The sequence below is a fragment of the Psychrobacter sp. R86515 genome (assembly GCF_042466315.1).
Classification (GTDB): domain Bacteria; phylum Pseudomonadota; class Gammaproteobacteria; order Pseudomonadales; family Moraxellaceae; genus Psychrobacter.
Map to the genome: position 1 here is coordinate 1,298,463 of NZ_JAXHCC010000001.1, position 20,470 is coordinate 1,318,932.

Here is a 20,470-nt window from a genome sequence, read left to right on the forward strand (position 1 = left end):
CCACTATTTAATGACTGCTTTTTGTCTATTACGACTATTTGTCTATTACGATATGAGCGTATCTCTAGCTGATTAGATTTGGCAGTTTACTTGGTATTCTTTACCGTCAGCCCACTTCATCGCAAAGATACCTTTGTCGCCTTTCATGTGCCATGCATAGACGACCTCTGGGTTTGAGTCATTTACATAGCTTGCGACTTCGCCTTTCACTTTACCGTTTAGGATAATTGGCTGCTCGGCCCATTTTACTTTTGGCAAGGTAGCGTTGAGCATCACTTGTTCTTTATTGATAGATTGCTTTGCCATGATTTTGCTGTCATCGGTACAGGTGTATGGTGCTGGTGCCATACGATCATAGGCAGCGGTTACTTTTTCTGGAACTGGCGTATCAGTTGCATCTGGGGTAGTTGGTGCGGTAGTCGCACAAGCGCTCAATAGGGCAAGGACTGGTAGGGTAGTCGCAATTTTAGTTGTCATTTTCATAGTGCTCTCCAAAGCTTTTCACTGATGTCGTTTACTTGTTCTTAATGATGCGTTTAGCATATGAGGGTTATAGTAGCGAAAACGAACCATTTCAATGTTAGAAATTGTTCGTTACCTGTTAGCTTCGTTACCCAACCGCTGTCTAATGTAACTTGTAATCTGTGACAGGGTGAAAAGTAAACAGTGTTAGTTTGAAATGCGCAACTATAAAATTAGCGCATAAAAAAGCGCCTATCAACGAGTGGCTGATAGACGCTTTTTTGTTTTACTTAACATGCTCTAGATTGAGCATGCATTTTTACACTATGAACATTACTTGCTATGAACATTACTTGCTATGAACATTACTTGCTATGAACATTACTTGCTATGAACACTACTTGGTTTTACGTGGTGGTAGACCAGTATGCTGAGTCTGGAAATTGCCTTTGCTGACTTTCTTCTTACTGTTTTTACCGACAGCATTTTTACCCGCTGCACCTTTAGCTGACGCACTGTTGTTTGACGAGCCATTACTGCGCTTCACTGAGTCATTGCCAACACGGCTATTCTTTTTGCGCGCTGACTGATAAGTATCTTGCGCGGCATCACGCCCTTCTAAACTGGCGTTAAATGGTGGAATCAAGCAACCACGATTTTTACCAATCAAATCACTACGACCCATGTCCTGTAGCGCTTTACGTAGTAGTACCCAGTTTTTTGGATCATGATAGCGTAAGAACGCTTTATGCAATTTGCGCTGCTTGCCAGACTTGACGATATCCATGTCACCTTCATCACGGCTGACCTTATGTAGCGGATCTTTGTGCGTGTGATACATGGTAGTCGCGGTCGCCATTGGGCTTGGATAAAACGCCTGTACTTGGTCAGCACGGTAGCCATTACTTTTGAGCCAAAGCGCAAGGTTCATCATATCTTCATCTTTAGTTCCCGGATGGGCAGCGATGAAGTAAGGAATCAGATATTGCTCTTTGCCAGCTTCCTGACTGAACTGTTCAAACATGGCTTTGAATTGATCATAGCTGCCCATGCCCGGCTTCATCATCTTCGATAACACGCCCTCTTCAGAGTGCTCAGGCGCAATCTTGAGGTAACCACCGACGTGATGACTGACCAATTCTTTAACGTATTCAGGATCTTTTACTGCCAAGTCATAACGTAAGCCTGAAGCAATCAGGATTTTTTTCACGCCTTTGATATCACGTGCCTTGCGATATAGCTTGGTCAAATTACTGTGATCGGTAATCAGGTTTTCACAGACATCAGGATAGACACAAGATGGCTTACGGCAGTTCTTTTCAATGGTCTCATCTTTACAGCTGAGGCGATACATATTGGCAGTCGGGCCACCAAGGTCAGATATCACTCCAGTAAAGTTCGGTGCGGTATCGCGAATCGCTTCTACTTCACGCAAGATTGAATCTTCTGAACGGCTCTGGATAATACGGCCTTCATGCTCAGTGATCGAACAGAATGTACAACCACCAAAACAGCCGCGCATGATATTGACCGAAAATTTAATCATGTCATAAGCAGGAATGCGCGCATCGCCGTAGCTTGGATGCGGCAGGCGTGCATACGGCAAGTCAAACACATAATCCATCTCTTCTGTCGAGAGTGGCACTGGTGGTGGATTGAGCCAAACATCGATAGAGGTATGTGAGTTACCAGCACCGCTACTATGACGCTGTACAAGCGCACGGGCGTTACCTGGATTGGTTTCTAAATGCAGGATACGACTTGCATGAGCATAAAGTACAGGGTCAGATTTGACGTGCTCGTAATCGGGCAGACGAATGACGGTTTTTTCACGTGGTGGCATTTTTAGCTTATGCTTACGTGCGGTCATTGGCTTATCAAAGCCGCGCATTTGAACCACTTGCGTCTCTTCATCGACTTGTTCAACGTTGATAACTTTATTGGCAACTGGTTCTGCGACAAAACCCTGATATTGCGATGACATAGATGACATAGCTTGGCCAACAGGTGAGTCCGATGGTTTGCTCTGCTCAATTGAACAGCTATCAACGTCCTCGGTCATCACATAAGGGTTGATGATTGGATCGACACGGCCAACGGTATCGACATCATTACTCGCGACCTCGGTCATATCTTCTTGCCAATGACGACGAGTCGGGGTCAATAAGTAAGCCGTACCACGCAGTTTGCTCATTTGCTCGAAGCTATAGCCTTTAGACAGACCATGTACTACATCGACGATGGCGCGCTCAGCATTACCATATAGTAAGACATCAGCACGCGCATCTAGCAAGATACTACGGCGGACTTTGTCTGACCAATAATCATAATGAGCGATACGGCGTAAGCTACCTTCAATACCGCCCAAGATAATAGGCACATCAGGATAGGCTTCACGGCAGCGCTGGCTATAGACGATAGCTGCGCGGTCAGGGCGTTTGTTTGCCACGTTGCCTGGAGAGTAAGCATCATCGCTGCGGATTTTGCGATCGGCGGTATAGCGGTTGATCATGCTGTCCATGTTGCCCGCGGTCACGCCATACGCATATACAGGTTTGCCCAGTTCCATAAAGGCGTCTTTGCTCTTCCAATCTGGCTGAGCGATGATACCAACACGGAAGCCTTGCGACTCTAATAGACGACCGATGATGGCCATACCAAAGCTTGGATGATCGACATAGGCGTCACCTGAGATGATGATGACGTCACAAGCATCCCAGCCTAGATCGTCCATCTCTTTGCGGCTCATCGGTAGATAAGGCGCCGGCTCGTAGCAGCTCGCCCAGTGTTTGTCATAATCATAAAGTGGCTTGGTGCCTTGTTTAAAGGCAGTGCGGGCGATGGTATCGGCAGACATGGGCGGACCTGTTAATTAGAAAAATGGCACTAAAAATACAGCCCTTATTACCCAATGATAATAAAGGCGAATTTAAAAGCGCTCATTTTAACATGAATCGCCTTCACTATGCGACCTATTCTATGAGGGGCGATTGCCGATAAGTTATTGATAGCGTGAGATAAACTGCTCATGCAAAGTAAGCTGCTAGCATAGCAAGATAATAGCAAAAATAGCTTAGCTATCACTGTCACGCTATTAGTTTCATCACTAATTTTATAAAGGTCATTATCAGATCTATAGAACTTCCTTCTAATAATTAATCTCTATCCTATCTCAACTTATAGCCACATCCTCGCAAACGTAATAGTCAAAATACTGACTTAGCTGCTACTGGTCATTTGTTTTCTTATATTTATGACTTCCTTCAATTTCTAATAATAGGTTTTGGCACAGGTTTTGCTCCACCCTTACTAGGGCTTATTTGTGTGCATTAATGAGTAAAAATAGTGCACCGATAAAATTTTAACGGATAGATAAGTGTTTGGAGATAAAATGAGAACATCATCTGTTGGACTGGACACGATAAAGACATTATTAAAACTATTACAACCATCAAAACTATCGCTAAGTAATAGGCTGGTGCTAAGTATATTATCGTTTGCAATGATAAGTAGTGCCCAAGCTGCTGAGACTGACACATTGACCGTGGCACAGCTGCTCGAATATCAAAATATCGCTTGGATTATCTGGGGCGGGGTATTGGTGTTCTTTATGCAGGCAGGTTTTGCTCTACTTGAGAGCGGATCGGTACGCGCAAAGAATGCGGTAAACGTGATGATGAAAAACTATACTGATATGTGTATCGGTGGTCTAGCGTTCTACTTGGTTGGTTTTGGGTTGATGATGGGTACCAATCATTCAGGCTTTGTCGGTACGGATCACTTTATGCCAGTCGCGTTGTCCAATATGGACTGGGCATTGATGTTTTTTCAGATGATGTTTGCAGCGACAGCGGTGACGATTGCGAGTGGTGCGATGGCAGAGCGTGTTTCGTTCATCGGCTATGCGGTGGCGGCATGTTTGATTTGCTTATTTATCTATCCTGTGTTTGCCAGTTGGGTGTGGGGCGGTTACTTCGGTGGTATAGGCTGGCTAGCTGAGCTTGGTTTTATTGATTTTGCTGGGTCTACTGTCGTGCATTCTATCGGTGGTTGGTTGGCCTTGGCAGGTATCTTGGTCATTGGTCCAAGATTAGGTCGCTTTGCACCTGATGGTACGCCAAGACTCATCGCTGGACATAACATGACGTTGCTAGCGCTTGGCGGATTTATCTTATGGTTTGGCTGGTTCGGGTTCAATGCTGGATCGACCTTATCTATCACGGGCAATATTGGTTTAATCGCAGTCAATACTTTTGTCGCAGCAGTCAGTGCGGTGGTGAGTTATATGTTGATCTCCCGATCGCTCAACAAAGCCATTTTACTGAGCGATAGTGTTAATGCCAGTTTGATTGGTCTCGTATCGATTACCGCAGGTTGTGCGACTACGACTCCTGTCTTTGCCATTATTATCGGTGCGGTTGCTTCCGTGGTTTATATCTTATCGTCGCAAGCATTATTAAAATTCAAAGTAGACGATGTGGTCTCGGCAGTGGCAGTACATGGCTTTGGCGGTGCATGGGGTACGCTCGCAGCAGGATTATTCTATACAGGAGATTTGTTTAACTTATCACGGCTTGGCGTACAAGCGCTGGGTGTCGGCGTGGCATTAGGCTGGGGGCTGGGATTGGGTCTGGTGATGTATAAGCTTATCGATTTAAGCTTTGGGTTAAAAGCAAGCCGCTTACATGAGCAGCGCGGCCTTGATTATACCGAGCATGCAGAGCTTGGTTACCCTGAGTTCCAGAAGCAAATGTTTGATTCCAAGAGTTTAACTGAGCGGCATTTATAGGAGAGAGCTGATGAATATTGATACTCAATCCGTAGACCAAGCTGTGACTGCGATGGCAGAAGTACTTGCCGAATATTTGCATCCTGAAGAAGTGAGACTGCTTAAATCACAGTGGCAGCGATACTCGACGGTCTCCGTAAAAATGATGCAACAGTGCGTCTTGGATGCGACAAGGCGCTATCCTGAGCTGCAAGCTTATAAGTCTGATATTAGGAAAGGCTTTTGGGCTACGTTGCAAACGGGCAGTCAGCAAACAGTTGAGTCTGACAGTCACAATGGCCACAATAGCCATAATGAAACAGCCAAAGCGCCGGTCCCTGTCTCTGAGTTGGTTTTGGCGTTTTATACTGTCATAGAAGCGCTGCGCAGTCAGCTATCAGAAACAGAAAGTCGTAACCTATTTCTGACCATGCACCAAACTGTTTCGCAAGAACGCACCTTCAAAGGGCATAGTCTTAACATTGGTAAGTTTTTAGAAGGCAATCGCCCTTCTGTACCTGATAATGAGCACCTGTTGAATAATTTGATGCAGCTGGCTTATGTGTGCTTATGTGATGTTGCAGGCCCTGTCGAAGCAGATGAGATGATGTTTCGAGCGGCAGAGAAGGCGAAACAGAGCTATCCGAAAAAACTGGTCGAAAAGTTATTCTAAAATGTTGAGTCGGCACGTTACGGTTGGGTACGGAATACCTTTCGATAACGTGCCTTATATAATGTAGTTTTTATAACGTAGTCTTCATGAGATAGCTTTCATGACGCATCTTTCATTATGTAGCCTTCATAACGTACCTTGAAACTTGATACTAGGCGATGAGCGGTCTAATAGTATTTAGCTATCTAGTCCAATAGCTGAAGTGGGAAAGTAACCACGTCAAAGGCGAGGGCAAAGGGTAGCAGTACTAGCTTTTGTGCGCCATTTGGACCGCTACGAGTGACGACATCTTGCTGAGTTTGTGTATAAAAACTCACCGTATATGGTTTGGTCAGTGCGCGATAGTTTGACTGAATTAACCCTAAGTTACTAACTTGCGGATAGATAGCGCCTTTGACAGGAACACTAAAACAAAAGCGCTGAGCATTGATACGTTGATCACTCGCTGAGGTGCACTCTTTACCGTTATTTTGCAAAAAGAACTGATAGTCTGAGCGCCCAAACTCATCTTTTAATTTAGCATAAGACAATTTCATCTCACCTTGAAAGTACCCATCATTCTTGGGTATATGAAAGCTCATGTCATTATCCACTTGAATATTTTTTTGCGTGAGGTTGCTCAGTAAGTTCACCATTTCTGTCCCACCTTGGGTGAGAACGTAGCTGTTCTTCTCTCCTACGATAACCATTGACGCGTTTGGCATTTTTGGTAACGCCTGAGCAGGACGACCAAAGGCAACAATTTGATCTTCAGACAGTATCTGCTTTGTTGTGTTTGTGGTGACGTGTCTGCTATCGTCTAATAGCGAGCTGGTCGCACAGCCTGAGCTGGCTAGTACCGTAGCAAACAGAGCACCTGCTATTGCCTTTTTTGAATTTAATGGTTTTAACGGGTTTAGTGACAATTGAGTATTCTTGTTATCAGCGTTTGTATGGTCAGTCATGGTTAGGCTTCCTTGTCTAAAAAATGGGCTTATGAATCAGCTATTAGAATTTAATTTCCATCGAACGTTTAACGATATCGTACAGGGTTCAGAGGGAACTTAGCTACTTATCATCCATTGTCATATGATCTATAAGTTTAGCTGAGACGGATTAATTATAATTAATCTAGCGTAATTTTGGTTCCACTCTTGGTAAAGTTCATCACAAACTGGCTTTTGAAATTGCGTACATTATTTTCGTAAGTCAGTAAGCTGCGAGTGAACTGATGATAGTCGCTCATGTTTTTTGCATTGACCATGAGCATAAAGTCAAAATCGCCCGATACCTCATAGCAGCTCATGATTCGTGATTGCGCATCCATTAGGCGCTCAAACCGATGCTGCATTGAGGTATTAGAGCGCTCCATTTCTATCATTACCACTGCTGTCAGACCGTAGCCCACTTTGTCAGGATTGACGATGGCTACTTGTTTGGTAATCACGTCACTATCTATGAGCGCCTGTATACGCCGCTGCGCCGTCGCAATAGATACATGCACCCGCTCTGCGACAGTTTTAAGCGGTAATGTCGCATCATCTTGTAGCAAGTTCAAAATAGCTTTATCAATATTATCTAAAGTATGGCTCATATCAGGACATCCTTAATAACGGCAGTTTTTATCTTTTTTTATAAATATTATCACTAAAAATTCTAATATAAGAAAATAATGATTTGTACGACACATATTTGATATTTTTATTCATAAGTACATCTATATAGAGATAATATATCAAAGCACCCTAGTAAAATAGACCATATCAATTAGAGCTGCTTCAAAATAAGAGCTAGCAATTGGTTTTTTATCATCTATTAATATCTACGGTGCTTATCATGTCTATCTCAATGCTCTCCAATGTATTCGCTAATACGCTAGCAACGACTGTTGCACGTTTGCCACTACCTGCGATTTGGACGACAGGTAGCGCACAACAACGCACTCTGATATTAGGGGTGTCTTTTGCCATATTGTCCAATGTGCTATTTGGCGTACTCTATGCGTATAGCAGTTTTTTGTCGCCATTATCAGGGACGCAAGTTTTTATCTGGCGCATGCTCGCGATGTGGGCAGCGCTGGTCGGATACCTAATGGTAAGTGGGCGTCTGGGGTTGCACATTGATAAGTTAAAATTGCTCAAAGGTGCTAAGCAGTGGGCTTGGCTGCTATTACCTACGCCGATATTTCTTAGTCAATTTTGGTTATTTATGTGGGCGCCAGTTAACGGACAAGGCGTGCAAACCGCGATGGGATACTTCTTATTCCCATTAATGATGGTGGTGTTTGGTTGTGTCCTCTTTGGCGAAAAACTAAGCCGTTTGCAATGGTTGGCAGTGGCCTTTGCTGCACTGGGCGTAGGTAGCGAAGTTATTCGTACCCAAAGTGTCTCTTGGGCGACGCTATGGGTATGCGGTACGTATCCTGTTTACTACATTTTACGCCGACTGCAGGGAATTGGCGCAGTGACTGGATTATTGATTGATTTAACGATATTTGCGCCCTTTGCGCTGGCTTACTTGTTCTTCTTTGACCCAAGCAGTTTGGCATTGGTTAGCGGCTCTGGGTTCTTTATCATGATGCTAATAGGTTTAGGTGTACTCAGTGTCTTGGCAATGAAGACCAATATTGATGCCAGTCAAATGCTACCAGTCAATGTCTATGGCATGATAAGCTATTTGGAACCTGCGTTGCTATTTATCTTGGCAGTGACCGTACTAGGTAACCCATTTGAGTCAGCGATGATTTATAGCTACGGTCTGATTTGGCTAGGTATTGCATGTCTGATTGCTCATGGTGTTAAGCAATTGCGTCAGGCTAGTAGAAAGACAGCATTATCTCTAGAAGAGCAAATGGCATAGAAAGCCACTGGTTGGATGTCATAGAGGTTACTATTTTATTAAACGTCACAAACAACAAAAAAGGACGGCTCAGTAAATATTGAGCCGTCCTTTTTTATATAGATTAAATAACACTTAATCTAAATGCTGTTTGAAACCGCGCTGCTTATCACGTTCCCAATCACGATCTTTTAGCGTTTTGCGTTTGTCATGCTGCTTCTTACCCAAGGCTAGGCCAATTTGGCATTTCACCAATGAGTTTTTCCAGTAGCAAGACAGCGGTACGCAAGCGTAGCCTTTCTGGTTAATTGCCCCAGATAGTTTCTCGATTTCACGACGGTTTAGCAGCAGTTTACGAGTACGAATACTGTCTGGACTAACGTGCGTTGAGCTCGATAGCAATGGCTGAATGTGCGCCCCGAATAAGAAAGCTTCGTTATTGCGAAATATGACGTACGCTTCGGTGATGGTCATTTTTCCTGCGCGAATGGCTTTGACTTCCCAACCTTGTAATGCCAGTCCTGCCTCAAAGGTTTCTTCGATAAAGTACTCATGACGCGCCTTTTTATTGGCGCAAATCTGATTATCTGGCTTTTTTGATTTTTTTGACATAATTTCTCCATAAGAATGACCTAAAACGCAGGCTCCTTATTTAATCAGTCCCACTAATTCCTCATCCTAATCCAATAACTAGTATTGTTTTTTATTTCGATTATGAGATGGATGAGTCGAACTGCCTATTGTATCAAAGCCTCTGATGAAAAGGTAAATCAGCTGTTAGGACAAATGTAGCAGATAAGTATTAAGTTTGAGCAAAATTTGCTAGCATATGGCCTAATATCACCGATTATATCAGTCATGCTATGAGCCACTCTATTTCTCCCAATTCCTCAAAGCTACATACCAAAATTCTATACCCTGGTACCTTTGATCCTATTACCAATGGTCATGTAGATTTGGTCACACGCGCCGTCAAGCTATTTGATGAAGTCGTTATCGCGGTTGCCTCAGGCCATCATAAAAAACCCTTGTTTAATTTTGAAGAGCGAGTTGCTTTGGTCGAAACCGTATTTGCAGATTTACCGCAAGTATCTGTCATTGGTTTTGAAGGGCTACTTGTTGACTTTATGCGTGAGAAAAACGCCACGGCAGTTTTGCGTGGCTTGCGAGCAATGTCAGATTTTGAGTATGAGTTTCAGCTAGCCAATATGAATCGTGAGCTTGATGAAAACTTTGAGGCAGTGTTTTTGACCCCATCTCAAAACTACTCATTTATCTCATCTACTATGATTCGCGAAATTGCTAAGCTTGGCGGTGACGTCAATAAATTCGTTCCACCCTGCGTTTTGCAAGCATTCGATAAAAAGCTAAATGTTAAGTAAAAGATACTGCATTAAAGATATGCTGCTAGCACTTGCTAAAACAGTAAGGAGCAGCCATATATGACTGATATAAGCAAAAATATAAGGAACAGTTCATGGCACTATTAATCACTGATGAGTGCATCAACTGTGATGTGTGCGAGCCTGCTTGCCCCAATGAAGCCATCTCAGAAGGGGATGATATCTATGTCATCGACCCTGATCTATGTACAGAATGTGTCGGACATTTTGATGAGCCACAATGCGTTGTGATTTGCCCAGTCGACTGTATTCCTCACGATCCCAATCATGTCGAAACTGAAAGCGACCTGCTATCTAAATACAAACGTATTACGGGTCAATAGAGTACTTATAAGCGATTGATGACGTTTGGGTTTACAACGTTTTAGGGACAACACGATGACCATGGAAACAACAACCACGCAATCCATCCAAGTCGTAAATGACTTCGATCAGCAACATCTTTGGCACCCTTATGCTAGCCTGCCACCCACTTATTCTAATATCGTAATCGATCGTGCTGAAGGTGTTTATATCATCACCGAAGATGGCACGCGCCTGATCGATGGTATGTCATCATGGTGGGCGAGCGTTCATGGTTATAATCATCCAAAACTGAATGAAGCACTAACTAAGCAGTTGGGTAAAATGGCGCATGTCATGTTTGGTGGGTTAACCCATCAGCCAGCAATAGATTTGGGCAAAAAACTGCTCGACATTGTACCTACTGGTCTCGATGCGATTTTTTATGCGGACAGTGGCAGTATCGCGGTAGAAGTGGCACTAAAAATGGCGCTGCAATATCAAGTAGCTGCCAAGCGTCCAAATAAGCAGCAGTTTGCCTCAACCCATTCAGGGTATTACGGAGACACGTGGCATGCCATGAGTGTCTGTGATCCTGTTAATGGTATGCACAGCCTATATGGCAAGCAATTACCGATGCAGCATTTCGTCCCTGCACCGCCCATTGGCTTTGAGCGCTCATTGACAGTAGATGAGCGTGAATCATTAGCTCAGTTTTTTGTAGAATATGGCGAGCAGCTGGCGGGGTTTATCATTGAGCCGATTATTCAGGGCGCAGGCGGGATGCGTTTTTATAGTCCTGAATATCTACAATTGCTGCGTCAACTGTGTGATGAGCATGATGTACTATTGATTGCAGATGAAATCGCCACTGGGTTTGGGCGTAGTGGTAAATTATTTGCGTGTGAACATGCAGCTATTAGCCCTGATATCATGACCATTGGCAAGGCGCTGACGGGTGGCTATATGACTTTTGCCGCAACGCTATGTACCCGAAAGATTGCCGATACCATCCATAATAGTGACTATCCAGCCCTTATGCATGGCCCAACCTTTATGGGCAACCCACTGGCCTGTGCGGTTGCGTGTGCCTCGATTGATTTGATTCTGTCTTATGATATTGAAACGCGTACCGCAAACATGCAGACTATTATAGAACAGCAGTTAGCGCCTGCTGCGTTATTAGACGGTGTTGCCGAGGTACGTTGTTTGGGTGCAGTCTCCGTCATTGAGTTGCATGAAGCGGTCGATATGCCTACATTTCAGTCTTTGTTGATTGATAATGGTATCTGGGTCAGACCATTTGGCAAGCTGGTGTATATCATGCCACCCTACGTGATTACTGATGATGAGCTGACTACCTTATGCCAATCACTGCTAAAAGTAGTGAGTACGTATTTAGAAAATCGAGGTCAACCATGAGTGTTCTATTTGTTTCTGGTATCGATACCGATATTGGTAAAACCTATGCTACTGGACTGCTTGCCAAAGCGCTTATGCAGCAAGGCTTAAATGTCATCACTCAAAAGTTAGTGCAAACGGGCGTATCGATTAATCCAAATAATGGTGAGATGAATATTGCTGATGATATCATTACTCATCGTCAATTAATGGATATTCCTCTACAGCAATGTGACCTCGATTTTACGACTTGTGCTCATCGTTATAAGAAGCCAGCATCCCCTTATTTGGCTACTAAGCTATCAGGGAAAACTCTTGATCCTGATATGATTACTAACGCCACCAAGCGACTGCAATCTGAGTATGAGCTGGTACTACTAGAAGGTGCAGGTGGCTTACTTGTGCCGATTACAGAGAATCTACTGATATTAGATTATATTGCCGAGCAAGGCTATCCAGTTATTTTGGTCACCTCTGGTCGATTGGGCAGTATCAATCACACTTTACTCAGTTTAGAAGCTATAAAATCGCGCGGTTTAACGGTACATAGCATAATTTATAATCATATTCATGATGATGCTGAAAAAACGGATACTGAGATCGCAAATAGCACTATTGAGTTTCTACGAAAATATTTGGACAATCATTATCCTAAAGCGCATTGGCTGCAGATACCATATCTAAAAGATAACTTGGTCGGTAATATTGAAGCACTGTCAGAAAATTTTGTTTAGCCTATTTATGTTGTCTTTAAAAATAAATTCAAAAGACATTCGCAGGCAGTCATAAGTTTGCTATACTAGCGCGCTTGGTAGACTAGGCGATCGCCGCTGCACACTGGCAACAGATGAGCAGGGGAGGAAAGTCCGGGCTACATAGGGCAGCGTGCCAGCTAACGGCTGGGCAGGGTAACTTGACGACCAGTGCAGCAGAGAGTAGACCGCCTTTAGTATCTTAGGGTATTATCGGTAAGGGTGAAAGGGTGCGGTAAGAGCGCACCGCGTGGCTGGCAACAGTTCACGGCATGGTAAACTCCACGCGTAGCAAGACCAAATAGGCATCGGCATGGCGCGGCCCGCGTTCGATGCGGGTAGGTTGCTTGAGCGTATTAGCGATGATACGCCTAGAGGAATGATCGTCCACGACAGAACCCGGCTTATCGGTTTACCAAACCTTTTTTACTGTTTGATGTAGTAATAGTTGCGATTAATCTGAATTAAATTCGTTTTTTTGCAAAAAATGCTTATTAGGGGTTGACGGCAGTCAACAGCTTGGGCATAATGTGCAGCCTAAAACGGCGATGTAGCTCAGCTGGTTAGAGCGCATGACTCATAATCGTGAGGTCAAGAGTTCAAGTCTCTTCATCGCCACCATATATAGCAGTACGAAAAAAACCAATCTATCGAGATTGGTTTTTTTTTGCCCAAAATAAATGATTTTATAAACTAAAAGCTGTTGATACATAGCATTTTAGGTGTGATTTACTTACAGATTTCTTACTAAATCATAGGTTTATCTGTCTATATACAGATTAATTCTTGTAACTTATGTCGCGCTTACTTATCATAGGGGCTGTTTTCGGTAAAGTCCTGTAACGCCATGTCTGTCCAACTACCTCCTTATCGTCCTATCAAGCATCGCAGTGGCCTTAAAGTCATGGGTGCAGCCTTCCATGCATTGATCATGCGCGAGCTACAGACTCGCTTTGGTGGTTACCGTTTGGGTTACCTTTGGGCACCACTTGAAGTTCTTTTTCAAGTTCTGATTTTTTTAATAATATTTGGCACTATCCGTGAACGCTTAGTTCCTGGTATGGATTTTTCTTTATTTCTTATTGTTGGAATGGTTCCTTTTCGGATGTTTCAAAAGATAGCGACAAGAGCGTTAGGGGCAGTCGATGCCAATAAAGGTTTATTGATGTACCGTTCGATTAAGCACATTGATGTGATCATCGCGCGTTCATTCTTAGAATTAGTAATCTATTTTTTTACATCTATACTTCTACTTTTAGGCTTGGCTTTTTTTGATATTTATGCCAATTTGGAAAATCTGCACATTGTATTATTTTGCTGGATAACGCTATTTATATTTAGCTTTGGTCTTGCTCTAATTATGATGGTGGTTGGATATTATGGTGGCGAAATCAGTAAAGTGATCACCATATTTTTTACGATACTATATTTTATTTCTGGTATTCTTTATCCAATCCATGTTATTCCTGAGCCGTATTTTAGCTATTTACTATACAATCCTTTCATTCATAATATCGAGCTAATGAGACATGCTTTTGCACCCAATTATCCAGCATATCATATTGATATCTGGTACTTTCTAGAGTGGATGTTTATCGTAAACTTCCTAGGTCTTTTACTCTACAAGTATGCTGAGCGTGACATGATTCGTTCTCGATAAGTTAGTATCAATAGTTATAAATGCTAATAATAAGAAAGGTGAGTGAATGATTGAGATAAAGAATATTTCTAAGTCATTTATGACAAAGAAAGGCCGTCATTACTTGTTCAAAGATCTAAATCTGACTATTGGTGATAAACAAAGTGTGGGCTTACTCGGTCGTAATGGTGCTGGTAAGTCAACATTACTACGTATTATCTGTGGACTTGATGAGCCAGATCATGGAGAGGTTATTACCGATTCGACTATTTCTTGGCCAGTTGGGGTGGCAGGTGGTTTTCAAGGTAGTCTAACAGGTCGTCAAAATGTACGCTTTGTTTGTCGCTTATATTCAAGTGGTCCTTATATTGATGAAAAAATTCGTTTTGTCGAAGAGTTTGCTGATATTGGCAGTTATTTTGATATGCCAGTAAAAAGCTACTCATCAGGAATGAAAGCTCGATTAACGTTTGGACTTAGCTTGGCCTTTGATTTTGACTACTATATGCTCGATGAAGCGGGTGCTGTTGGTGATGCGGCATTCCGAAAACGTAGCGAAGAGATTTTAGCGGCCCGCCGCGCACAAGCAGGATTTTTAATAGTGTCGCACAATATTGGTGATATCAAACGAAACTGCGATATTGGTATTGTACTAATGGATCAAACAGCACACGTGTTTGACGATACAACAGAAGCGATTGAGGTTTATGAAAAGCATATCCACAAAGCAAAAAAGTAAGATAATTAACTTCTCGCTGTTTATCGGCTTGGTCATCCTTCCTTGGTTGCTCGTTATATACTATGTAATGACACTGGCGCATCCGCGCTTCGTTTCGACTGCAGATGTAGTGGTCAAACAAGTCAGTGATACTAACGTATCTTCTGGAGGTGGTATATCAGCTCTATTGGGCGTAAATAGTACCAGTAAAGAAGATGCGACCTATTTGACAGAGTATATTCTATCGAATGATATGGTGAAGCGACTCGATAATAAGTTTAAGTTCAGAGACGCTTACTATGTTGATGGTTCAGACCCTATTTATGAAATCGATCCTGATGCGACGCAAGAAGATCTACTTGAGTACTTCAAAAAACGGGTTCACATTGATCTTGACGAGCAGAGCTATGTGCTTTCAGTATCAACAGAAGGCTTTGACTCAAAGTATGCTTTTGAGCTGAACAAAGCTATCTTAGGTGAGTCTGAGCGTTTTGTGAACCGCATTTCACAAGAAGTGGCTCGTGATCAATTGGCGTTTGCAGAAACTCAGTTAGACGAGTCAGAAGAGCGTTTAAACGATGCCAAAGAGCAGCTATTAAATTATCAGAATGAAAACGAAATCTATGACCCACAAGCCAATGCGCAAATCGTCAACCAGTTAATTGGCAGCTTGCAAGCGCAATTAAGCTCGTTGCGTACCGAAGAGCGTCAGTTACTCAGCTATCTAAATCCAGATGCACCGCAAGTGGTTTCACTAAGAAGCCAAATAAAGGCTGTCGAAGAGCAAATCACTCAAGAACAAACTAAATTGACATCACCAAATACAACCAAGTTGAACCGTCAAGCCGTACAGTTTGAGACCATCAAGGCAGATGTGGATTTTGCTACCGAGTTATATAAATTGTCGTTGTCATCGCTTGAAAAATCAAGACTAGAAGCGTTCAAGAAAATGAAAAACTTGATTGTGATCTCAACGCCCTATGAAGCTGAAGATGCAACATATCCGCGTCAAGCGTATCTTATTTGGACATCGCTTGCATTGCTCTTAATGCTATACGGATTTGTGCGTTTGGTAATGGCAGTTGTCCGTGATCACCGTAGCTAATCTTGAAAAACCAGATATCAGTAATGATCGATAGATCAGGAAAGGAATATAACTCATGAATATGAAACCACGTTCTATCGTGATAGCGACAAGCTTGGCAATGGCGGCGACTAGTATGTCTGCAACAGCTGCAAGCAGTTATGCAGATCAAATATCAGGTTCAGGCTTTGGCACAAGCAACAATAACATGAGTCAATCTCAGAACCAGAGCAATATTAACGTGTCTACCCAAGCATTTGCTGGGGCAGTGCCAGGGCAAGCAACGACTCAAGAAGCGGTTAACGCAGCAAGCTTACCAAGCCAGTCAGTTATCAATACCACGCGTCCTTATCAAGATATCAAAACTCAAGATATGATGTTCGGTGAGCAATTGTTCCGTGGGGCATTTTCGACGACTTCAGGCTCTACTTTTAATGACAGTTATGTGATTAACCCTGGCGATAACGTCCAAGTAAGAATGTGGGGCGCTTACCAGTATGCTGCTACCATGACCGTCGATCCACAAGGTAATATTTTCTTGCCGAACGTTGGACCAGTCCGCGTCTCTGGTGTACAAAATGGCAGCTTACAAAACGTGGTTAAAAATGCTGTCAGTCGTATCTATCGCTCGAATGTAGGGGTTTATGCTTCATTAGAGCAGGCGCAGCCAGTTAAAGTGTTCGTCACAGGTTTTGTTAAACAGCCAGGCTATTACGGTGGTCTAGCAGCAGACTCGGTATTGTCTTATTTAGATAGAGCAGGCGGCGTTGACCCAACACGTGGTAGTTATATCGACATTCAAATCAAACGTAACGGTCAAATGCTACAGCAAGTCAATTTATATGACTTTTTGCTAGCAGGTAAATTACAAGCATTTTCATTCCGTGATGGTGATGTCATCACCGTGGCACCGCAGAAAAAGACATTTGTGGTAAGCGGTCAAGTACAAAACGAATATACCTTTGAATTTGATGTGAATGATCTGACTATTGGTGATGTGTTGCAAGTGTCTAATCCGGCAGCCAATGCTACTAATGTCAGCATTACTCGTAGTGCAGGACGTGCACAGACGGCAGAGTACTACTCATTAAGTGAAGCCCAAAATGTCCCTGTCTATAATGGCGATCAAATGGTAGTAACGTCAGATCGTTACGCAGGTACCATCGCGGTGCAGGTAAAAGGTGCACATACTGGTAATGGCGCAATGGTTGTGCCATATGGCGCGCGTCTAAAAGATATCGTGCCACAATTACAGCCAAGCCCACTGGCCAAATTGACACATCTAACCATCTATCGTGAATCTGTTGCTGAGCAACAAAAACGCATGATTAACGAGTCGCTCGATCGTCTAGAAGAGCTAACGCTTGCTACTCAATCAACGACTCGTGAAGAAGCCGCATTGCGTCAAGATGATGCAGCATTGGTTAAGCAGTTCGTTGCCAAAGCTCGTAATGTTCAGACAGATGGTCAAATCGTTGTTGTGCCAAATTCATGGCAAGATATTATTCTGCAACAAGGCGATATCATTGAGATACCAGCACAAACATCAGTCATTACAGTCAATGGTCAAGTACGAGCACAAGGGGCACTTACCTTTAATGCTGACTATACCGTTGGGGATTATGTGGCTAATTCTGGTGGTTTCTCTGATAACGCTGATACAAAGGATATCTTAATTATTCATCAAAATGGAGCGAGCCAAGTGGTCAATACTGCGTATCGTATCCAGCAGGGTGACGAGATTATGGTATTACCGAAAGTCAAAACTAAGCGTGTGGAGATTGCGCGCGGTCTATCACAGATTGTTTATCAGTTAGCAATTGCTGCCAAGGTAGTTTTAGATCTATAACGGTTAGCCAGTCATGACTTAACGATGACTGTTGAACGAATTTAACCAAAACCAATGAGTAAAGGTATCAAAGATATGGCAAAAGAAGCAGCGAATGAAATCAAGGTATCTACTATGTCCACCTCTGATCATGCGCTACTTTCGCCATCGTCACAGTACCAATCACCGACAAAACAACTGGCAGTAGTTGGTAAAGGTATGTGCCGCAATAACTTGCTACTCTCGCAAGTATTGCAAGCTGATATCCAACGCTGGTATCCATGGTCAGGCTTGCAACAAAGCCTGGTAAATCGCAAGAAAAAACCACAACCTGAGGCATTTATTGGATGGGGGCACAAGAAAAGCTTTCAACGAGCTGATAAAGCTGCCACTCGTCAGGACCTGAATACATTAAGTATTGAAGATGGATTTTTGCGTTCATTGGTTTCAGGTATTAGTAGTCGCCATGGCTTAAGCGTGGTTGTCGATGACATTGGCATCTACTTTGATATGATGCACCACTCACGCCTTGAGCAGTTGATTGTTGAGCGTACCAAGAGTACTAGCAATGATCGCGCAGTAGGCGAGGCACGTGCTCGTCATCTGATGGCACGCATATGTGAAGAAAAACTGAGTAAATATAATTCTATAATCGATTGTCCGTCATTGGATAAATTGATTAATAAAGAAAGTATTAACGAAAAAGAAAGCGCTTCACAATTCCATGTCCTATTGATTGACCAAGTAGCAGGTGATGCCTCTGTTAAAGGTGCTGGTGCGAATAAACGTCAATTTAAGAAGATGCTAAAATCTGCATGTCGCAACCATCCTAACGCCCATATTTGGATAAAGGCTCATCCTGCGTCAAAATCAGGCTATTTATCCAACTTAAAACTGCCTAAAAACGTTAGGTTATTGACAGAGTCTCTCAATCCTATTGAATTGCTTAAACAAGTAAGTGAGGTCTATACCGTCAGCTCACATATGGGCTTTGAAGCATTAATGCTAGGTAAAAAAGTACATTGCTTTGGAGTGAGCTGGTACAGTGGCTGGGGGCTGACCGATGATGCTAACGCACCTAAAAATTTACTTAAAGCAGTTCAAAAACGTCGTTTAGAGTCAGCTAAGATACTCCTCAATAATAGAGATTTGTCAAACTCAGCAATGTTTCCTACAACATCACATAAGACGCTTGAAACGTCACTAGAAACATTATTTTATAGTGCTTATATTGATTACAGTCGTTATGTAGATCCAGCAACGAAACAAGCTTGTGATATTGATGCAGCCATTGAGTGGTTGGTGACCAATCGGCGATGGCAAGCGCGCCTTGAAGGCGATTTGACAATATATGAGTTTAGCCGTTGGAAACTGCCTTTTGTCAAAGCCTTTACAGATCTACCGCGTACGACATTATTTATCAAACCAAAACCGCGTCTAAAGAACCTTCTACATCCAGACCATTTCCGTGTCAACTACCAACAGCCTTTATTGGTATGGGGTTTGGCCAAACGTCAGCAAGTACAGAAGAAGCTACAGAGTAAACTTGTTGAGCAAATTTTAGATATGCCAGCTATTTATTGTATGGAAGATGGGTTTATCCGATCAAATGGTTTAGGTGCTACTTTATTGGCACCACTGTCTGTTGTGATAGATAAGCAAGGTATTTATTACGATGCGACCCAGCCTTCAGACTTAGAAACATTGCTGCAAAATTGTCAGCCACTGAGTTCTGAACAGCGTCTTCGCGTAAACAAACTGCAAGACAAACTGCTGAATCAGCGGGTAAGTAAATACAATGTTGGGGTTGGTATAGATGTTTCTAGTATTCAAAATAACTCGTGGATGCAGGAGGCCAAAATATCTGGGAGACGACGCGTTCTTATTATCGGTCAGGTAGAGGACGATTTGTCAGTACAGTACTGCGGCTCTACAATAAAGACAAACAGTGGTTTGATCGAACGTGTACGACAAGATAACCCAGACGCTTATTTAATTTATAAGCCGCATCCTGATGTAGAAGCAGGACTGCGAGCAGGTAAAGTATCAGAAGCTCATCTACGACAAGTTCAAGCGGTTGCCTACGATACTGCAATGCCTGATTGCTTAGAATGGGTGGATGAGGTTCATGCGATCAGCTCATTGACTGGTTTTGAAGCGTTGCTGCGAGGGTTAGACGTTACCTGTTATGGATTGCCGTTTTATGCAGGTTGGGGATTGACCACAGATATTGACGAGCAGTCGTTACCGAAAGCTACCTATCTAAAAAGGCGTCAACGAGATATACCTTTGACTCTTGAGCAGCTAATATATGGCGCGCTTATATGTTACCCGTTGTATCGTCTACCTGACGGCTATGGGCTGGCACAAGTAGAGCAGGTGATTGATTATTTGTATCCTCTTAAAGATTTACAGCTGCTTGCGAGTAATGAAGAATCGCAATCTGAAATGGCTAGTACTTTAAATAGTTCAGCTAAGACTATGAACTCGTCTTTATCTACAAAGTTCAAACGTCACGCGACTATACGTTTTATGCAGCAGCGTCACCAGTGGCAACAGAAATTGCGTAAAATGTCTCGTTAATTTACCAGAGTAGCACCGTATAATTGCATTGCGACAAATAGGTGCTTTTTCGGTATAATC

At 42.9% G+C, this 20,470-nt stretch carries 17 protein-coding genes, 1 tRNA gene and 1 other RNA gene; 14 read left to right on the plus strand and 5 right to left on the minus strand.

Features of this window, described 5'->3' with window-relative positions; genetic code table 11:
* Positions 1-72 precede the first annotated feature (72 nt).
* Positions 73-483 carry a hypothetical protein gene (locus tag SJY28_RS05480; RefSeq protein WP_379543744.1) on the minus strand — a complete coding sequence of 137 codons (411 nt, stop codon included), beginning with the start codon at positions 481-483 and terminating at the stop codon, positions 73-75.
* 376 nt (positions 484-859) lie between these two features.
* Positions 860-3,319: a YgiQ family radical SAM protein gene (locus SJY28_RS05485; protein WP_379543745.1), complete on the minus strand. Its 2,460-nt coding sequence runs from the start codon at positions 3,317-3,319 to the stop codon at positions 860-862.
* Positions 3,320-3,964: 645 nt separating this feature from the next.
* Here SJY28_RS05485 and SJY28_RS05490 point away from each other — a divergent pair.
* Complete coding sequence (locus SJY28_RS05490; RefSeq protein WP_379544932.1) at positions 3,965-5,251, plus strand: ammonium transporter; 1,287 nt, start codon at positions 3,965-3,967, stop codon at positions 5,249-5,251.
* A gap of 10 nt (positions 5,252-5,261) precedes the next feature.
* Positions 5,262-5,903 (plus strand): hypothetical protein, encoded by a 642-nt coding sequence (locus tag SJY28_RS05495; protein ID WP_379543746.1) that lies wholly within the window; start codon positions 5,262-5,264, stop codon positions 5,901-5,903.
* Between the two features lie 185 nt (positions 5,904-6,088).
* On the opposite strand, the gene SJY28_RS05500 is transcribed toward SJY28_RS05495, so the two are convergent.
* Together SJY28_RS05500 and SJY28_RS05505 are read right to left on the minus strand one after the other, a co-directional pair.
* Positions 6,089-6,847, minus strand: a complete 759-nt coding sequence (locus SJY28_RS05500) for a hypothetical protein (RefSeq protein ID WP_379543747.1) — start codon at positions 6,845-6,847, stop codon at positions 6,089-6,091.
* A gap of 161 nt (positions 6,848-7,008) precedes the next feature.
* Complete coding sequence (locus SJY28_RS05505; RefSeq protein ID WP_101204277.1) at positions 7,009-7,476, minus strand: Lrp/AsnC family transcriptional regulator; 468 nt, start codon at positions 7,474-7,476, stop codon at positions 7,009-7,011.
* 242 nt (positions 7,477-7,718) lie between these two features.
* Here SJY28_RS05505 and rarD point away from each other — a divergent pair, with 242 nt between their 5' ends.
* Complete coding sequence (gene rarD, locus SJY28_RS05510) at positions 7,719-8,741, plus strand: EamA family transporter RarD (protein WP_379543748.1); 1,023 nt, start codon at positions 7,719-7,721, stop codon at positions 8,739-8,741.
* A gap of 114 nt (positions 8,742-8,855) precedes the next feature.
* Here the strand turns inward: rarD and smpB are convergent, their stop codons facing one another.
* Positions 8,856-9,332: an SsrA-binding protein SmpB gene (gene smpB, locus SJY28_RS05515; protein WP_057758370.1), complete on the minus strand. Its 477-nt coding sequence runs from the start codon at positions 9,330-9,332 to the stop codon at positions 8,856-8,858.
* 251 nt (positions 9,333-9,583) lie between these two features.
* Here smpB and coaD point away from each other — a divergent pair, with 251 nt between their 5' ends.
* The 11 genes from coaD to SJY28_RS05570 all read left to right on the plus strand — a co-directional run bounded on the left by coaD (position 9,584) and on the right by SJY28_RS05570 (position 20,410).
* Positions 9,584-10,102 carry a pantetheine-phosphate adenylyltransferase gene (gene coaD, locus SJY28_RS05520; RefSeq protein WP_379543749.1) on the plus strand — a complete coding sequence of 173 codons (519 nt, stop codon included), beginning with the start codon at positions 9,584-9,586 and terminating at the stop codon, positions 10,100-10,102.
* Between the two features lie 95 nt (positions 10,103-10,197).
* Positions 10,198-10,446, plus strand: coding sequence for a YfhL family 4Fe-4S dicluster ferredoxin (locus tag SJY28_RS05525; protein WP_021814308.1), 249 nt, complete (start codon positions 10,198-10,200; stop codon positions 10,444-10,446).
* Positions 10,447-10,501: 55 nt separating this feature from the next.
* Positions 10,502-11,827: an adenosylmethionine--8-amino-7-oxononanoate transaminase gene (gene bioA, locus SJY28_RS05530; protein WP_379543750.1), complete on the plus strand. Its 1,326-nt coding sequence runs from the start codon at positions 10,502-10,504 to the stop codon at positions 11,825-11,827.
* Positions 11,824-12,540: a dethiobiotin synthase gene (gene bioD, locus SJY28_RS05535; RefSeq protein WP_379543751.1), complete on the plus strand. Its 717-nt coding sequence runs from the start codon at positions 11,824-11,826 to the stop codon at positions 12,538-12,540. Before bioA ends, bioD begins: the two co-directional genes overlap by 4 nt.
* 74 nt (positions 12,541-12,614) lie before the next feature.
* Positions 12,615-12,981: RNase P RNA component class A (rnpB, locus tag SJY28_RS05540), an RNA gene on the plus strand.
* A 121-nt stretch (positions 12,982-13,102) separates the two neighbouring features.
* Positions 13,103-13,179, plus strand: a tRNA-Met gene (locus SJY28_RS05545).
* A 226-nt stretch (positions 13,180-13,405) separates the two neighbouring features.
* Positions 13,406-14,218 carry an ABC transporter permease gene (locus SJY28_RS05550; RefSeq protein WP_379543752.1) on the plus strand — a complete coding sequence of 271 codons (813 nt, stop codon included), beginning with the start codon at positions 13,406-13,408 and terminating at the stop codon, positions 14,216-14,218.
* 46 nt (positions 14,219-14,264) lie between these two features.
* A complete protein-coding gene (locus SJY28_RS05555; RefSeq protein ID WP_201547916.1) occupies positions 14,265-14,936 on the plus strand; it encodes an ABC transporter ATP-binding protein in 672 nt (223 codons plus the stop codon).
* On the plus strand, positions 14,905-16,020 hold the full coding sequence (locus SJY28_RS05560) for a capsule biosynthesis protein (RefSeq protein ID WP_379543753.1): 1,116 nt from the start codon (positions 14,905-14,907) through the stop codon (positions 16,018-16,020). The genes SJY28_RS05555 and SJY28_RS05560 overlap by 32 nt, the downstream gene beginning before the upstream one ends.
* Before the next feature lie 55 nt (positions 16,021-16,075).
* A complete protein-coding gene (locus SJY28_RS05565; RefSeq protein WP_379543754.1) occupies positions 16,076-17,848 on the plus strand; it encodes a polysaccharide biosynthesis/export family protein in 1,773 nt (590 codons plus the stop codon).
* A 75-nt stretch (positions 17,849-17,923) separates the two neighbouring features.
* Positions 17,924-20,410: a capsular polysaccharide biosynthesis protein gene (locus tag SJY28_RS05570; RefSeq protein WP_379543755.1), complete on the plus strand. Its 2,487-nt coding sequence runs from the start codon at positions 17,924-17,926 to the stop codon at positions 20,408-20,410.
* Positions 20,411-20,470 lie beyond the last annotated feature (60 nt).

Excerpts from the sequence above, each read along its gene's own strand:
- bioA (WP_379543750.1), top strand. The coding sequence starts at position 10,502 with ATGACCATGGAAACAACAACCACGCAATCCATCCAAGTCGTAAATGAC.
- bioD (WP_379543751.1), top strand. The coding sequence starts at position 11,824 with ATGAGTGTTCTATTTGTTTCTGGTATCGATACCGATATTGGTAAAACC.
- rarD (WP_379543748.1), top strand. The coding sequence starts at position 7,719 with ATGTCTATCTCAATGCTCTCCAATGTATTCGCTAATACGCTAGCAACG.
- SJY28_RS05555 (WP_201547916.1), top strand. The coding sequence starts at position 14,265 with ATGATTGAGATAAAGAATATTTCTAAGTCATTTATGACAAAGAAAGGC.
- SJY28_RS05570 (WP_379543755.1), top strand. The coding sequence starts at position 17,924 with ATGGCAAAAGAAGCAGCGAATGAAATCAAGGTATCTACTATGTCCACC.
- SJY28_RS05500 (WP_379543747.1), bottom strand. The coding sequence starts at position 6,847 with ATGACTGACCATACAAACGCTGATAACAAGAATACTCAATTGTCACTA.
- smpB (WP_057758370.1), bottom strand. The coding sequence starts at position 9,332 with ATGTCAAAAAAATCAAAAAAGCCAGATAATCAGATTTGCGCCAATAAA.
- SJY28_RS05505 (WP_101204277.1), bottom strand. The coding sequence starts at position 7,476 with ATGAGCCATACTTTAGATAATATTGATAAAGCTATTTTGAACTTGCTA.
- SJY28_RS05560 (WP_379543753.1), top strand. The coding sequence starts at position 14,905 with ATGAAAAGCATATCCACAAAGCAAAAAAGTAAGATAATTAACTTCTCG.
- SJY28_RS05525 (WP_021814308.1), top strand. The coding sequence starts at position 10,198 with ATGGCACTATTAATCACTGATGAGTGCATCAACTGTGATGTGTGCGAG.
- SJY28_RS05495 (WP_379543746.1), top strand. The coding sequence starts at position 5,262 with ATGAATATTGATACTCAATCCGTAGACCAAGCTGTGACTGCGATGGCA.
- SJY28_RS05480 (WP_379543744.1), bottom strand. The coding sequence starts at position 483 with ATGAAAATGACAACTAAAATTGCGACTACCCTACCAGTCCTTGCCCTA.
- SJY28_RS05550 (WP_379543752.1), top strand. The coding sequence starts at position 13,406 with ATGTCTGTCCAACTACCTCCTTATCGTCCTATCAAGCATCGCAGTGGC.
- SJY28_RS05485 (WP_379543745.1), bottom strand. The coding sequence starts at position 3,319 with ATGTCTGCCGATACCATCGCCCGCACTGCCTTTAAACAAGGCACCAAG.
- SJY28_RS05490 (WP_379544932.1), top strand. The coding sequence starts at position 3,965 with ATGATAAGTAGTGCCCAAGCTGCTGAGACTGACACATTGACCGTGGCA.
- SJY28_RS05565 (WP_379543754.1), top strand. The coding sequence starts at position 16,076 with ATGAATATGAAACCACGTTCTATCGTGATAGCGACAAGCTTGGCAATG.
- coaD (WP_379543749.1), top strand. The coding sequence starts at position 9,584 with ATGAGCCACTCTATTTCTCCCAATTCCTCAAAGCTACATACCAAAATT.